At 55.8% G+C, this 16,041-nt stretch carries 13 protein-coding genes; 10 read left to right on the top strand and 3 right to left on the bottom strand.

Going from position 1 to position 16,041, the window contains the following annotated elements; translation table 11 throughout:
- Positions 1-124 precede the first annotated feature (124 nt).
- From QN378_RS01695 to rpmE, 3 genes are all read right to left on the bottom strand, one after another.
- Entirely contained in the window at positions 125-1,393 is a 1,269-nt protein-coding gene (locus QN378_RS01695) for a malic enzyme-like NAD(P)-binding protein (protein WP_322206405.1), read from the bottom strand.
- 180 nt (positions 1,394-1,573) lie between these two features.
- A complete protein-coding gene (locus QN378_RS01690) occupies positions 1,574-2,377 on the bottom strand; it encodes a thermonuclease family protein (RefSeq protein WP_323546743.1) in 804 nt (267 codons plus the stop codon).
- Between the two features lie 21 nt (positions 2,378-2,398).
- Complete coding sequence (gene rpmE, locus QN378_RS01685) at positions 2,399-2,641, bottom strand: 50S ribosomal protein L31 (protein ID WP_322167238.1); 243 nt, start codon at positions 2,639-2,641, stop codon at positions 2,399-2,401.
- Positions 2,642-2,806: 165 nt separating this feature from the next.
- Between rpmE and QN378_RS01680 the strand changes: the two genes are divergently transcribed.
- From QN378_RS01680 to QN378_RS01635, 10 genes are all read left to right on the top strand, one after another.
- On the top strand, positions 2,807-5,026 hold the full coding sequence (locus QN378_RS01680) for a primosomal protein N' (protein ID WP_323546739.1): 2,220 nt from the start codon (positions 2,807-2,809) through the stop codon (positions 5,024-5,026).
- 211 nt (positions 5,027-5,237) lie between these two features.
- A complete protein-coding gene (argS, locus tag QN378_RS01675) occupies positions 5,238-6,974 on the top strand; it encodes an arginine--tRNA ligase (protein WP_322206402.1) in 1,737 nt (578 codons plus the stop codon).
- A 1-nt stretch (position 6,975) separates the two neighbouring features.
- Positions 6,976-7,671, top strand: a complete 696-nt coding sequence (locus tag QN378_RS01670; protein WP_322206401.1) for an SPOR domain-containing protein — start codon at positions 6,976-6,978, stop codon at positions 7,669-7,671.
- Between the two features lie 187 nt (positions 7,672-7,858).
- A complete protein-coding gene (hslV, locus tag QN378_RS01665) occupies positions 7,859-8,389 on the top strand; it encodes an ATP-dependent protease subunit HslV (RefSeq protein WP_322206400.1) in 531 nt (176 codons plus the stop codon).
- 67 nt (positions 8,390-8,456) lie between these two features.
- Positions 8,457-9,794 (top strand): ATP-dependent protease ATPase subunit HslU, encoded by a 1,338-nt coding sequence (hslU, locus tag QN378_RS01660; RefSeq protein WP_322206399.1) that lies wholly within the window; start codon positions 8,457-8,459, stop codon positions 9,792-9,794.
- A gap of 91 nt (positions 9,795-9,885) precedes the next feature.
- Entirely contained in the window at positions 9,886-10,263 is a 378-nt protein-coding gene (locus tag QN378_RS01655; RefSeq protein ID WP_322206398.1) for a DUF971 domain-containing protein, read from the top strand.
- A 345-nt stretch (positions 10,264-10,608) separates the two neighbouring features.
- Positions 10,609-12,288: a class II poly(R)-hydroxyalkanoic acid synthase gene (phaC, locus tag QN378_RS01650; RefSeq protein ID WP_322206397.1), complete on the top strand. Its 1,680-nt coding sequence runs from the start codon at positions 10,609-10,611 to the stop codon at positions 12,286-12,288.
- 135 nt (positions 12,289-12,423) lie between these two features.
- Positions 12,424-13,278 (top strand): poly(3-hydroxyalkanoate) depolymerase, encoded by an 855-nt coding sequence (gene phaZ / locus QN378_RS01645; protein WP_322206396.1) that lies wholly within the window; start codon positions 12,424-12,426, stop codon positions 13,276-13,278.
- 174 nt (positions 13,279-13,452) lie between these two features.
- Positions 13,453-15,135 (top strand): class II poly(R)-hydroxyalkanoic acid synthase, encoded by a 1,683-nt coding sequence (gene phaC, locus QN378_RS01640; protein ID WP_322206395.1) that lies wholly within the window; start codon positions 13,453-13,455, stop codon positions 15,133-15,135.
- A gap of 138 nt (positions 15,136-15,273) precedes the next feature.
- Entirely contained in the window at positions 15,274-15,888 is a 615-nt protein-coding gene (locus QN378_RS01635) for a TetR/AcrR family transcriptional regulator (protein WP_323546734.1), read from the top strand.
- The last annotated feature ends 153 nt before the right edge of the window (positions 15,889-16,041 follow it).

The following is a 16,041-nucleotide window of genomic DNA, read 5'->3' as shown; positions in this document are numbered from 1 at the left end:
AGGCAGGTGACTGATTCTTGGCATCAAGCCTCTCGCCACCAAGTTTGCCCCTACAGCCGGATGAATCTGCTCCTACAAAAAACCCTGCATCGCTGCAGGGTTTTTTGTGGATCGCGATGAGAACCTAGCTGTTGAAAACGTCATCCACGCTTTTCAGCGGGTAATTCTTTGGATAGGGAAGCGTGGCAACACCGGTCTCGATGGCGGCTTTAGCTACGGCATCGGAAATCACGCCCAGCAAACGGGCATCCATCGGTTTCGGGATGATGTACCCACGACCGAATTCCAGTTTGATTCCGCCGTAAGCGTCACAAACTTCCTGAGGAACCGGCAGCTTGGCCAGTTCACGCAGGGCATTGGCGGCGGCAATTTTCATTTCTTCATTAATGCGCTTGGCGCGAACGTCCAGCGCACCGCGGAAGATGAACGGGAAGCCAAGCACATTGTTGACCTGGTTCGGGTAGTCCGAACGGCCAGTGGCCATGATCACGTCATCACGTGTAGCGTGAGCCAACTCTGGCGCGATTTCCGGATCTGGGTTCGAGCATGCGAACACGATCGGATTAGCCGCCATCAGCTTCAGGTTGTCGGCGCTAAGCAAGTTTGGACCCGACAGGCCCACGAATACGTCAGCATCCAGCAGGGCATCGGACAACGTGCGTTTTTCGGTAGCGTGAGCGAATACAGCCTTGTACTGGTTCAGATCGGTGCGACCGGAGTGAATCACCCCGGTACGGTCGACCATGAATACGTTTTCAATTTTTGCGCCCATGCTTACTAGTAGCTTCATGCATGAGATGGCCGCAGCGCCAGCACCCAGGCACACGATTTTCGCGCTCTCAAGGGTTTTGCCGACGATTTCCAAAGCGTTGATCATACCGGCCGCAGTCACAATAGCCGTGCCGTGCTGGTCATCATGGAACACCGGAATGTCACATTGTTCAATCAGGGCTTTTTCGATTTCAAAACATTCAGGCGCCTTGATGTCTTCGAGGTTAATGCCGCCGAACGTAATGGAAATACGCTTAACCGTATCGATGAAGGCTTGCGGGCTTTCCGCATCGACTTCGATGTCGAAAACGTCGATCCCGGCGAAGCGCTTGAACAAAACACCCTTACCTTCCATCACGGGCTTGGAAGCCAGCGGGCCAAGGTCACCCAAGCCAAGGATAGCGGTGCCGTTGGAAATCACTGCTACCAGATTTCCTTTGCCGGTGTACTTGTAGGCAAGTTCAGGATCACGGGCAATTTCGCGCACAGGCTCAGCAACACCCGGGCTGTAAGCCAAGGCCAGATCGCGGGCAGTTGCGGTTGGCTTTGTTAGCTCGACGCTCAGTTTCCCTGGGCGAGGATAGGCGTGATATTCGAGAGCGGCAGTTTTCAGATCTGACATGTGGGCATTCCGCTTTTTTTACTGTTGGATGACGGGTCGCCGAGGATACGCAAGATGGAAAGTCCTAACAAGACTGGTCAGTCACTTGTGTCAAGCCCCAGCGCTTACGACTTTACGCCTAGGGCCACGGAACACAAGGCCTGCAGTGTTCACAATCCGCTATCAAGACTGTCTACAATTTTATCTATCGGGGAGATAGAGCATTGAAGGATGAGTGATGGGCAGCATCCATCGCGCCTGACCTGCGAACTGACCACCACGGCGGGAACGGTCAATGACCCAGCCACGCGCTTCGACGGTTCGGCCTTTAGAACGCAGCAGCCGCGCAACATCGAATTGACTCAGGAGCTTGGGCGCGATGCGCAGAACCAGCGATCCCTCCAACTCGATCCACAGCCCGCCGCCATTACGCTGAACATCGGCGACCCGGCCAGTAACCAGGGTAAATCCACCAGCGTTGATTTGCCCGACACGCTGCACCGGGGATACTCGCCACACGCCCAATCCTGCCTGACGGGCAACCCGCTCCGCCGCCTGCTGACACGCCAACAAAGCGACGTTCGGCGTAATTGCCACTTGATAGCCCAACCCCTCGACCAGCAACTGCGCCTCAAGGTTCTCACCCTCACGACCAAAAATATTGGCCAGTGTACGGCCGTAATGGTCTTTCGGATCCTGCCCGACCCGCACACTGACTTGACCGTCATTGGCGTCGATCAGCGCTTGCAACCGACGCTTGGCAGCATCGGCGAATGGCTCGGCAGCACGGCCTTTCTTACCGGTCTCGGGCGCATTCAAGCCAATCATCCGCACGCTGCGTCCGTCACTAAGGCGCACGGTGTCGCCATCTACCACCCGCTGAACGGCGAATACCGGAAGGGTATTAGGTGCAGGACATAGCGCCTGAGCCGTAGACAACCAAATCGCAGGCATAAAAAAAGCGCCCGCGAGGGACGCCTTTTTAAGCAGTCTGGAGAAGCCCATCGGACCTCCCAGACCCACCATTTACTCTGCAGCAGTTTCTGCGGCAGGAGCTTTTGTAGCGCCGAATGCACCGAAACGCGACTTGAACTTGTCGACACGGCCGCCGATATCAAGAGTCTTCTGCTTGCCGGTGTAGAACGGGTGGCACTCGTTGCACACGTCAAGGCTCATTGGCTTGGCGAGGTTAGAGCGAGTGTGGATCACATTGCCGCAGCTGCAAGTGGCGACAATGGCTTCGTATACTGGATGAATATCAGCTTTCATGGTATTTCCTCGGCTAGCGTGCCGCCACTCAACACTATTGTTGAATACCGCACGTAATAAGGCTGCGGATACTACCAGACAATTGCTAAGACGCAAGCGAACGTTTAAACCGGCCGTCTGCTAAGATCGCTGCTTCGTCACAGACCGTTACAGAGAACCCTCCGCGTGCCCGACGCCATCTTGCGCCTCGCTCTGCCCTCGCCGCTCAGACGTTTATTCGACTACCGCGCTCCTTCTGGAGTGTTGCGTAGCACGCTGCAACCCGGCATGCGGGTGCGGGTGCCGTTCGGTCGTCGGGAGATGATCGGTATTTTGATCGAAGTGGTTGACCATAGCGAGATAGCGGCCGAGAAGCTTAAGGCCGCCGTGGCGATATTGGACCAACAAGCGCCGCTGCCACCGTCATTGTTCAAGTTGTGCCTGTGGACCGCGCAATATTATCAACACAGCCTTGGCGACACCTTGAGCTGGGCGCTGCCGGTGTTGCTGCGCCAAGGCGAACCCGCCGAATCTCGTCAAGAGCGGTTCTGGCAAGTGACCCCCGGCGCTCGACTGGACGACCCGAGAATCGCCCGCGCGCCCAAACAACGGGAAGCACTGACCACGCTGGCGCAGCACCCCCACGGCGTCGCGCATCAGTTGCTCAGCAAATTAATGCTGAACCGCGAGAGCCTCAATCTGCTGCTAGCTAAAGAATTGGTCAAGGTCGAGGTGCGTCGCCATGCGCCCAGCGAACGCCACGAACGCTGGCTGGCGCAGCCAGAGTTGCCGCTGAACCCGGAACAACGCGCCGCGTATGAAGCCATCCGTGCCGGCTTCGACAGCTTTCATGCGTTTCTACTGGCGGGCGTCACCGGCAGCGGCAAGACCGAAGTCTATTTACAGTTGATCCGCGAAACCCTTGAAGCCGGCAAGCAAGCGCTGGTCTTGATCCCCGAGATCAACCTTGGCCCGCAAACCTTGGCGCGTTTCGAGCAGCGTTTTAACGCGCGCATCGCGTTGGTACATTCAGCGGTCAATGATCGAGATCGCCTCGACGCCTGGTTGGCAGCTCGGGACGGAGAAGCTGACATTATTATTGGCACCCGTTCCGCGCTGTTCACACCGATGAAGAATCCAGGTCTGATCATTGTTGACGAAGAGCACGACGGTTCTTATAAACAGCAGGAGGGCCTGCGTTATCACGCCCGTGATCTGGCGTTGGTCCGCGCGCGGCAGGAAAACATTCCGATTGTGCTCGGCTCTGCCACGCCTTCACTGGAAAGCCTGCATAACGCTTACACCGGCCGCTACGGGCTTTTGCGTCTGAGCCAACGAGCAGGCGGGGCGCAGCAACCGAAGTTTTTGCGTTTGGACGTAAAAAGCAGGCCGCTGGACAGCGGCATCTCTGGGCCAATGCAGCAGGCGATTGGCCAAACCCTCGCGGCAGGCCAGCAAGTGTTGGTGTTCCTCAACCGTCGTGGGTTTGCGCCGACGCTACTGTGTCACGACTGCGGTTGGCTGTCTGAGTGTCCGCGCTGTGATGCGCGAATGACCGTGCATCAACGCTCCGGCGAACTGCGTTGTCATCATTGCGGCCATGTCGAGCGCACGCCGCGTCGCTGCCCATCGTGCGGCAAGGTCGATTTACGTCCGGTCGGCGCGGGTACCGAGCGCGCTGAAGAGCGCCTGGGGATTTTGTTTCCAGACTTCCCGGTGTTGCGGGTGGATCGCGACAGCACTTCGCGCAAAGACGCAATGAATCAGTTGTTTGCCACCATTCAGCGCGGTCATCCGTGTATTTTAGTCGGCACGCAAATGCTTGCTAAAGGGCATCACTTCCCACGGGTGACCTTGGTGTCAATTTTAGATGCCGATGGTGGGCTGTTTTCTGGCGACTTCCGCGCCAGCGAACGCATGGCGCAGTTAATCGTCCAGGTCGCCGGTAGAGCCGGGCGCGCTGAAGAGCCTGGAAGAGTCATCATCCAGACCCATTTGGCCGACCACCCACTGCTAATTCAACTGACGGAACAAGGCTATTTTGCCTTCGCCGAACAAGCGCTTAGCGAACGCCGTGCAGCTAGTTTGCCACCGTTTTCCCACCTGGCATTGCTGCGAGCTGAAGCGCACAAACCAGGCCAAGCCGAAAGCTTTCTCGACAACGCTTGCGCCGAAGCCGAGCGCTTGCTCGCGGAAATGAACCTGGGCGCCATTGAACTACTAGGCCCGGTTCCTGCTCCCATGGAGCGCCGCGCCGGACGCTACCGCGCGCAGTTGCTGTTGCAAGCCAGCGCCCGTGCGCCGCTGCACCGGCTACTCAGTGCGTGGTTATTGGTGCTTGAACAAATGCCCAGTGGCCGACAAGTGCGCTGGTCTCTGGATGTGGACCCGGTGGATTTGTATTGAGCGACTCCCTACATCTTTTTTTAATAGTCAGCGGGTTAGTGAGGGTCTGTGTGCCAGTGCGGGTATTGTCTCGCTAAACCCTAACAAACGGGGTCATCTGTGAGACCGCATATCCATCATGGTTGGCAAGCCCGCCGTCGCAACGGATAATGCCCAGTTTTTCCACCCGCGCATCCAAGCGCCGCCGCGCTTGCGGTCGAAAGAGAGCATCATGAAAGACACTATTCGCCAGTTGATCCAGCAAGCCCTGATACAACTCGTCAACGAAGGCGTGCTGCCTGAAGGGCTGACCCCGGCGATTCAAGTGGAAAACGTGCGGGATAAAACCCACGGTGATTTCGCGAGCAATATCGCGATGATGCTGGCCAAACCTGCCGGTATGAAGCCGCGTGACTTGGCAGAAAAACTGGTCGCCGCGATACCTGCCGATCCGCAGGTCACCAAAGTGGATATTGCTGGCCCCGGCTTCCTCAACTTCTTTCAGAACACTAAAGCACTGGCAGCACGCCTCGATGGCGCGCTGGCCGATTCGCATCTATCGGTGCGCAAGGTCGGCGCTGCACAACGGGTAGTGGTCGACATTTCCGCACCCAACCTGGCCAAAGAGATGCACGTCGGACATTTACGCTCGACCATTATTGGCGACGGGGTGGCTAATGTGCTGGAGTTTCTCGGCGACACCGTTATTCGGCAGAACCATGTCGGTGACTGGGGTACGCAGTTCGGTATGCTGCTGGCTTATTTGCAGGAAAAACCGGCGGCCAGCGACGAATTATCAGATCTGGAAAACTTCTACCGCGCCGCCAAATGCCGCTTCGACGAATCCGAGGAGTTTGCCGATCGCGCTCGGGGACTGGTGGTCAAACTACAAGCGGGTGACCCTGATTGCCTCGCGTTGTGGGCGCACTTCAGAGACATCTCGTTACTGCACTGCCAGCAAACCTACGAACGCCTCAACGTCAAACTGACTCTGGCTGACGTAATGGGCGAAAGTGCCTACAACGATGACTTGCCGAAGGTTGTCCGAGATCTCAAAACTGCCGGCCTGCTGGTTGAAAGCAACGGCGCGCAGTGCGTATTCCTTGAAGAGTTTAAAACTGCCGAAGGTACCCCGCTGCCAGTAATCGTGCAGAAGAATGGGGGCGGCTATCTGTATGCCACCACCGATCTGGCGGCGATCCGCTATCGCAGCAACTTATTAAAAGCGGACCGCGCACTGTACTTCGTCGACCAACGCCAAGCGTTGCACTTTCAGCAGGTGTTCGAAGTCGCACGCCGCGCCGGTTTTGTGACCAATGGCATGCAGATGGAACACATGGGCTTCGGCACCATGAATGGCGCCGATGGCCGTCCGTTTAAAACTCGTGACGGCGGCACCGTGAAGCTGGTCGATCTTCTGGATGAAGCGCAAGAACGCGCCTACACGCTGGTTAAAGAAAAGAACCCGGAAGTCGCTGAAGACGAGTTGCGCAGCATCGCCAAGGCCGTCGGCATCAGCGCAGTAAAGTACGCGGATTTATCCAAACACCGCACCAGCGACTACAGCTTCAACTTCGACCAGATGCTCAGCTTCGAAGGCAATACTGCCCCCTACCTGCTATATGCCTACACCCGTGTGGCCGGTATCTTTCGCAAACTGGGTAAGCCGTTCGACGTCACGCTGGGGCAAATCGTCCTTCAAGCGCCGCAAGAAACAGAGCTGGCAGCACGGTTGGCACAATTTGGCGAAACCTTGAACAACGTCGCTGAAAAAGGCACGCCGCATGTGTTGTGCGCTTATGTCTACGACCTGGCAGGCTTGTTCTCCAGTTTTTACGAAAACTGCCCGATCCTCAGTGCGCAAAACCCGGAACAACAGCAAAGCCGCCTGCGCCTTGCCGCGCTGACCGGCCGCACCCTCAAGCAAGGCCTGGAACTCTTGGGTCTGGACACTCTGGAGCGCATGTAAGTTGGCTGTGAAGAAAAAACCTGCTCCCAAGCGCGGCGCCAGCCGTTATCAGGCACCTGCAAAGAAGCCGATCCCAGGATGGTTGTGGCTTGCAATTGGCCTTGCGGTAGGGGCCTTCGTGGTCGTACTAATGAAAATCGGACCCAGTGGCGCTGAGGTCAAGCGCGTCAAAGAAGAGACAAAAGCCGCAAAAATCGCCGAAGCTAATAAAGTACCGCCTAGCCCTCAGGCGCCAGCGAAGCCAAAATACGATTTCTATACCTTGCTGCCTGAGTCTGAAGTCATAGTGCCCAACGAAGCGGTGCCGGAAAAAACCCCACCGATTGTTGCGCCAATTGTCGCGCCGGTCACCCCGGAGCAGGCAGCGAAAATCGACACGGCCCGCGCTCAAGCGGCCCTCAGTGGAGTAGTCCCACCGCCTGCGCCACCGGTGCTCAAACCCGGCCCGGCAGCCGTGACCAAGTTCTTCTTACAGGCAGGCTCGTTTCGCAAGGAAACCGACGCAGATAAGGTCCGCGCGCAGATAATTTTGCTCGGGCAAGCGGTGCAAGTTGAGTCCGGCACGGTCAAAGACGAAACCTGGTTCCGGGTACTGGTCGGCCCCTTCAGCAACCGCGAACAGCTGACCATTGCGCAAAAGCAATTGGCTGGCAGTGGGTTTAATAACTTGTTGTTACAGCAACGCCAAGGTAAATAACGACTGGGGAATATGGCGTCAGATTCCGAAGCTTGCTCCCGCCGAGCTTCGGTTTGACTTAAGCTCGGTATCCAGTCTGACGCCCATCATTGAGTCACCATTCATCCCCCACGGTTGAAATGCCAGTCCCCACCCCCATATGAGTTTTCACTAGGGCATTTTCGCCCCGCTGCGTGGAGACTCTCCCTTGACCACCATCGTTTCAGTGCGCCGTAACGGCAAAGTCGTCATGGCCGGCGACGGCCAGGTTTCCCTCGGCAATACCGTCATGAAAGGCAACGCAAAAAAAGTGCGGCGCTTGTATCACGGCGAAGTGATCGCCGGATTCGCCGGGGCCACCGCTGACGCTTTCACGCTGTTCGAGCGTTTCGAAGGTCAGCTTGAAAAACATCAGGGCCACTTGGTACGCGCCGCTGTTGAATTAGCCAAAGAATGGCGTACCGACCGGTCCTTGAGCCGCCTTGAGGCGATGCTCGCGGTTGCTAACAAGGACGCGTCACTGATAATCACCGGCAACGGTGACGTCGTTGAACCCGAAGATGGCTTGATTGCTATGGGCTCCGGCGGTGCTTTCGCTCAAGCCGCTGCCCGCGCTCTGCTGATGAAAACCGAACTCTCAGCGCGTGAGATAGCCGAAACCGCACTGGGCATAGCTGCCGATATCTGCGTGTTTACCAACCACAACATCACCATTGAGGAGCAGGACCTCGCCGTCTAAGCCGATTCCCAAGCCGCCTCAAGTGTGCGGCACGAGCGTTTTTTTCAGCTAGAGGTCCGCCACTATCATGTCTATGACTCCCCGCGAAATCGTCCACGAACTCAATCGGCACATCATTGGCCAGGACGATGCCAAGCGCGCCGTCGCCATTGCATTGCGTAACCGCTGGCGCCGGATGCAACTGCCTGAGGAGCTGCGCGTTGAAGTGACGCCGAAAAATATCCTTATGATCGGCCCGACCGGGGTTGGTAAAACTGAAATTGCCCGTCGCTTGGCGAAGCTGGCCAACGCGCCGTTCATCAAGGTCGAAGCCACCAAATTCACAGAAGTGGGCTATGTTGGCCGCGACGTCGAATCAATCATCCGTGACTTGGCTGATGCCGCAATAAAACTGCTGCGCGAACAGGAAATGACCAAGGTTCAACATCGCGCCGAAGAAGCTGCTGAAGACCGCATCCTCGATGCCTTGCTGCCGCCTGCACGAGTGGGCTTCAACGAAGATGCCGCGCCAGCCTCCGACTCCAATACTCGTCAGCTGTTTCGTAAACGACTGCGAGAGGGGCAGTTGGATGACAAAGAAATAGATATTGAAGTTGCCGACACGGTGGGTGTCGATATTTCCGCGCCGCCTGGCATGGAAGAGATGACTAATCAGTTACAAAACCTGTTCGCGAACATGGGAAAAGGCAAAAAGAAAAGCCGCAAACTCAAAGTCAAAGATGCGTTGAAGCTGGTGCGTGACGAAGAAGCGGGGCGATTGGTCAACGAAGAAGAACTCAAGGCCAAAGCGCTGGAAGCCGTAGAGCAACATGGCATTGTATTCATCGATGAGATCGACAAAGTCGCCAAGCGCGGCAATACGGGTGGCGTCGACGTTTCCCGTGAAGGCGTGCAACGTGACCTGTTACCGCTGATCGAAGGCTGCACGGTGAACACCAAACTGGGCATGGTCAAGACTGATCACATCCTGTTCATCGCGTCTGGCGCGTTCCACTTGAGCAAGCCGAGCGATCTGGTGCCCGAACTGCAAGGTCGTTTGCCAATACGCGTCGAGCTCAAAGCCCTAACGCCGCAAGACTTTGAACGCATCCTCAGCGAGCCTCACGCGTCGCTGACCGAACAGTACCGTGAGCTGCTTAAGACAGAGGGCCTGAACATCGAGTTCTTGCCCGAGGGCATCAAGCGCATCGCCGAGATTGCTTGGCAGGTCAACGAGAAGACCGAGAATATCGGGGCGCGTCGTTTGCACACGCTGCTCGAACGTTTGCTTGAAGAAGTTTCATTTAGCGCCGGTGACCTCGCTGCTGCTCAAGGCGCAGAGACCATCCGAATAGACGCCGAGTACGTCAACATTCACTTGGGCGAACTGGCCAAAGACGAAGATCTATCGCGTTACATTCTCTGAGTCAGCTGCAAGCTGCAAGCTGCAAGCTGCAAGCTGCAATTGGATTGCGTTCTTCTTGTAGCTTGAAGCTTGCCCCTTTAAGCTCTCCCCTATGCTCAAACTTCCCTCTGCTATCAATCTCCACAAAGCCTCGAAAATCTTGACGCTGAAATATGCGCCTGATGAAGAGTACCAACTGCCCGCAGAATTTTTGCGCGTGCATTCGCCGTCGGCGGAGGTTCAGGGCCATGGTCATCCTATACTGCAATTTGGCAAGCTGGGTGTTGGCCTTAGTAAAATCGAACCGGCCGGGCAGTACGCACTAAAATTGACCTTCGACGATGGCCATGACAGCGGACTGTTCACTTGGGAATATCTGTACCAATTGGCGCAACGCCAAGAGCAGTTATGGGACGATTATCTTGCTGAGCTAAAAGCGGCTGGAAAATCCCGCGACCCTTCCGAGCAAATCGTCAAGCTGATGCTCTAGCTCAACCGTCTAGCCTTTTAGGGCGACCATTCTAATTCTGTTTGTTCTAATGTCCCTTGCAGAGGCCAATGACTGGCCCTGCTTGCGATTTTGTGAAATCTCGGGTAACCAATAGATCTGGCAAGTTCCCTGCATTTACTTCATGCAGCACCAATGCGTGCATATACGTAACGAATGAAGTCCCGCTGCCGTGTTCGTTTAGGGCTGTTCGTTATTGTAAATGCCAGCTGGGAACGTCTGGTTTAGCCATCATCGATTACCCGAGCAGTAGTACTGGAATTGACCTGTGTTGCTGCCTTTCACGGGGATGCTCAGTACTCGTCTCAGGACAATGGAGAGTCATAGATGAGTAGCAACAACAACGATGACCTGCAGCGTCAAGCCTCTGAAAGCACGTTGAATTTGAATCCTGTTGTGGGACTGCGACGTAAAGATTTGCTGACGACTGCCCGCATGGTGCTAAGCCAGGCCCTCAGACAACCTATCCATAGCGTCAAGCATGTGGCCCATTTCGGCATAGAGTTGAAGAACGTTTTACTCGGTAAGTCCACTCTACAACCTGCCTCCGACGACCGCCGCTTCGCCGACCCTGCGTGGAGCCAGAACCCGCTGTACCGCCGTTATTTACAGACCTATCTTGCTTGGCGCAAAGAACTGCACGACTGGATCGGCGACAGTGACCTTTCGCCGCAAGATATTAGCCGCGGTCACTTCGTCATCAACCTAATGACCGAAGCCATGTCACCGACCAACACAGTGGCTAACCCAGCGGCGCTTAAACGCTTCTTCGAAACCGGTGGCAAAAGCGTTCTGGACGGCCTATCGCATTTGGCTAAGGACTTGGTACACAACGGCGGGATGCCGAGCCAGGTCAACATGGATGCGTTCGAAGTCGGCAAGAGCCTGGGCACCACTGAAGGCTCGGTTATATTTCGCAACGACGTACTTGAGTTGATCCAGTACAAGCCCATCACCGAACAAGTGCTTGAACGTCCCCTGCTGGTGGTCCCACCGCAAATCAACAAATTTTACGTGTTCGACCTTAGCCCCGAAAAAAGCCTCGCACGGTTTTGCCTGCGTGGCGGCGTCCAGACGTTCATCATCAGTTGGCGCAACCCGACCAAGGCACAGCGCGAATGGGGGCTATCGACCTATATTGATGCCCTCAAGGAGGCGGTTGACGTGGTTATCGCCGTCACCGGTTGCAAAGACATCAATATGCTCGGCGCCTGCTCGGGAGGTATCACTTGCACCGCGTTGTTAGGCCATTACGCCGCGTTGGGCGAGCAGAAGGTCCACGCGTTGACATTGTTGGTCAGCGTGCTCGACACCACTATGGAGACCGAAGTCGCACTATTCGTTGACGAAAAGACCCTTGAATCAGCCAAGCGTCACTCCTATCAGGCTGGCGTATTGGAAGGTCGTGATCTGGCGAAAATTTTTGCCTGGATGCGCCCTAACGACTTGATCTGGAACTACTGGGTTAATAACTACCTACTGGGTAATGAGCCACCGGTATTCGATATTTTGTTCTGGAATAACGACACTACCCGGCTGCCGGCCGCCTTCCACGGCGATCTGATCGAGATGTTCAAGAACAACCCGCTGACTCGCCCAAATGCATTGGAAGTCAGCGGGACGCCCATCGATTTGAAGAAAATCACCAGCGACGTATTCTGCCTCGCGGGTACCAACGACCACATCACACCGTGGGGGTCTTGCTACAAATCGGCACGTCTATTCGGTGGAAAAACCGAATTCGTACTGTCCAGCAGCGGTCACATCCAAAGCATTCTTAACCCGCCGGGCAATCCAAAGTCACGCTACATGACCAATTCAGAACTGCCGCTCGATGCCAAAGAATGGCAAGAGAACGGGACCAAACATACGGACTCATGGTGGCTGCACTGGCAGGTTTGGCTGGCCGACCGCTCAGGCAAATTGAAAAAGTCGCCGACGAGCCTGGGTACTAAGATTTACGCGGCCGGCGAAGCGTCACCGGGCACATACGTACACGAACGCTAGACAACAATAAGGGGGGCCGGATGCTCGGCTTCCGATGCGCGATTACGTGACCAAGTAGCATGAGGACAACTCCGACCTGATCTGTCAAAGCGATGGACAGCTTTGTCAGCGGTATAACCCATAGGGCTTTCGCGCATGCCACAACCGTTTGTTTTTCGTACCGTCGACCTGGATGGCCATACCCTCCGCACCGCCGTGCGCGCGGGCAAGAAACATATGACGCCGCTGCTGATCTTCAACGGTATTGGCGCCAACCTGGAGCTGGTATTTCCGTTCGTGGACGCACTTGATCCCGACCTTGAAGTGATCGCGTTCGATGTGCCTGGGGTCGGCGGGTCTTCAACGCCCAACAGGCCATTTCGTTTTGCAGGCTTGGCCAAGCTGACGGCTCGTATGCTCGATTACCTTAACTACGGCCAAGTTAATGTAATCGGCGTTTCCTGGGGCGGTGCGTTGGCTCAGCAGTTTGCTTACGACTACCCAGAGCGCTGCAAAAAACTGGTACTGGCGGCGACGGCGGCAGGAATGGTAATGGTGCCGGGTAAACCGCGTGTCTTGTGGCTGATGGCCAGCCCACGGCGCTATATCCAACCTTCCCACGTGATTCGAATTGCACCGGAAATCTACGGCGGATCGTTTCGGCGCAATCCTAGTCTAGCGGCTAGCCACGCGGCCAAAGTCCGCTCGTCCGGAAAGCTCGGCTATTACTGGCAACTGTTCGCTGGGATGGGTTGGACCAGTATTCATTGGCTGCACAAAATTCATCAGCCAACCTTGGTGCTGGCGGGCGATGACGATCCCCTCATTCCGTTGGTAAATATGCGCCTGCTAGCTTGGCGGATACCCAATGCCCAGCTACACATAATCGACGATGGTCATTTATTTTTGATCACTCGGGCCGAAGCTGTGGCGCCGATCATCATGAAGTTCCTCCAAGAAGAACGACAGCGCGCGGTAATGCATCCGCAGCCTGCACCACTGGTGCGATAACCGAACCACCTTGGCTCAACTGCCCTTGAAGTAGCTCTACAGGAGAAATTGCTCACCCACCGCGCCCAGGCCGGAGTGCTCTGCGGCGCAGAATCTCGCAACCCAGTGCGCTTGTGCAGCGGCTGATATGTGCGCGTTTATGTGTTGATGGCCTGACGAAGGAGTGTTGTCGCGATGCGAAACAAATCCACATTGAGCCCGGCGCCGACCCCGGCCACATTTATTAACGCGCAAAGCGCCATTACGGGATTGCGCGGCAAAGATCTGTTTTCCACCTTGCGCAGCGTGGCAGCACAGAGCATGCGTCACCCTATCCACAGCGCCCGACATGCACTGGCCCTCGGCGGACAACTGGGCCGTGTGCTGATCGGCGATGTCCCTTACCCGCACAATCCACGTGACGCACGCTTTGCGGATCCAGCGTGGCAGCAAAATCCTTTCTACCGACGCAGTTTGCAGGCGTACTTGAGCTGGCAGCATCAGCTCAAAAGCTGGATCGACGACAGCAGCATGTCCGAGGATGATCGTGCCCGCGCGCACTTCATTTTCTCCTTGATCAACGATGCATTCTCACCGTCGAACACCTTGCTCAATCCTTTGGCGCTAAAGGAACTGTTCAACTCCGGCGGCAGCAGCGCGATCAAGGGCCTCAGCCACATGGTTGATGATCTGTTACATAACAACGGACTGCCCAGCCAGATAACCAAGGATGCATTCGAAGTTGGCAAAACCGTTGCGACTACGGTCGGCGCTGTGGTGTTTCGCAACGAACTGCTAGAGGTGATGCAGTACAAATCGATGAGTGAAAAGCAGTACGCCAAGCCGCTGCTGATCGTGCCGCCGCAAATCAATAAGTACTATATTTTTGACCTCAGCCCGGCCAACAGCTTTGTCCAATACGCGCTAAAAAATAACCTGCAAGTGTTCATGATCAGCTGGCGTAATCCAGACGTGCGCCATAGAGAATGGGGACTGTCCAGTTACGTCGAAGCCCTTGAAGAAGCACTGAATGTAGTCCGCGCCATCACCGTCAGCCGAGAAGTGAATCTGGTCGGCGCTTGTGCAGGTGGCTTGACCATGGCGGCGCTGCAAGGGCATTTGCAGGCCAAACGGCAATTACGTCGGATCTCTAGCGCAACCTATATGGTGAGCCTTTTAGACAGCCAGATCGAAAGCCCGGCCACGCTTTTCATTGATGAGCAGACGCTGGAAGCAGCCAAGCGACGCTCGTACCAGCAAGGTGTTCTCGATGGCCGGGACATGGCAAAAATCTTCGCCTGGATGCGCCCCAACGATTTGATCTGGAGCTATTGGGTCAACAACTACCTGCTGGGGAAAAGCCCGCCGCCGTTCGACATTCTTTACTGGAACAACGACAGCACACGCTTGCCCGCCGCACTGCACGGGGACTTATTAGACTTCTTCAAACACAACCCGCTGAGTCATGTCGGCGGACTGGAAGTGTGCGGGACACCCATTGACTTGCAAAAAGTCACGGTGGACAGCTTTAGCGTGGCCGGCATCAACGACCACATCACGCCGTGGGACGCGGTATATCGCTCGACCCTGCTACTGGGGGGAGATCGACGCTTCGTTCTATCCGACAGCGGTCACGTGCAGAGCATTCTGAATCCGCCTGGCAACCCTAAATCCAACTTCATTGAGAACCCCAAGCTCAGCAGCGACCCACGTGCCTGGTTTTATGACGGCAAAACCGTCGAAGGCAGTTGGTGGCCGAGCTGGCTGGAATGGATTCAACAACGCTCCGGCGAACAACGGGAAACACTGATGGTGCTGGGTAACCAAAACTATCCACCGATGGAGGCAGCGCCGGGGACTTACGTTCGCGTGCGTTAAATCATGAGGCAATCCACATGAACTGTAGGCTCAACTTGTTGGCGATGCGATTAACCAAATTCACCACATCAAGCCTCGCCAACAAGTTGGCTCCAGAGAAGCATTTCAAACCAAGATCCCTTTAAACAAGAAGACTGGATGAAAACCCGCGACCGTATCCTTGATTGTGCCCTGCACCTGTTCAATCAACAGGGTGAACCCAACGTTTCGACCTTGGGGATTGCCAACGAAATGGGCATCAGCCCTGGAAATCTCTACTACCACTTTCACGGTAAGGAACCGTTAGTGCTGGACCTGTTCGAGCGCTTTCAAGCCGAACTCACCCCCCTGCTCTATCCTCCGGCCAACGCACAGTTGGCGCCGGAAGATTATTGGCTATTCCTGCACTTGATCGTCGAACATTTGTCGCACTACCGCTTCTTGTTCCAAGACCTGTCCAACCTCGCCGGTCGCCTGCCAAAACTGGCACGCGGCATCCGCAACTTGCTCAACGCCCTCAAGCGCACATTGGCGTCGTTGCTCGCCCAGCTAAAAGCTCAAGGGCAAATGGTCAGCGACACCCAAGCACTGGGGCAACTGCTCGAACAAATCAGCATGACCCTGCTGTTCTCGCTGGATTACCAGCGGATCTTGGGTAAGGAAGGGCAAGTTCGGGTGGTGGTTTATCAGATCATGATGCTGGTGGCGCCGCATTTGATTGCGGGGTCGAGGGAGGCGGTTGAAGACGGGGCAAAACGGTATTTGGAGCAGTAGGTGATTTTCACAAGATACTGAACTGCGCCCCAAATGTTGGACACCCATCCAACTACCGGGGTGTTTTTCATGGGTAAATATTCAACGCAGTTCAAGCGGTCCGCCATCAATGCTTTCCTTGAGCGCGGTCAAGGTTTTCGTCACATAGCCGCT

Source organism: Pseudomonas sp. 10S5 (assembly GCF_035019745.1).
GTDB lineage: Bacteria > Pseudomonadota > Gammaproteobacteria > Pseudomonadales > Pseudomonadaceae > Aquipseudomonas.
This window is presented reverse-complemented; position numbering and strand designations above follow the sequence as displayed.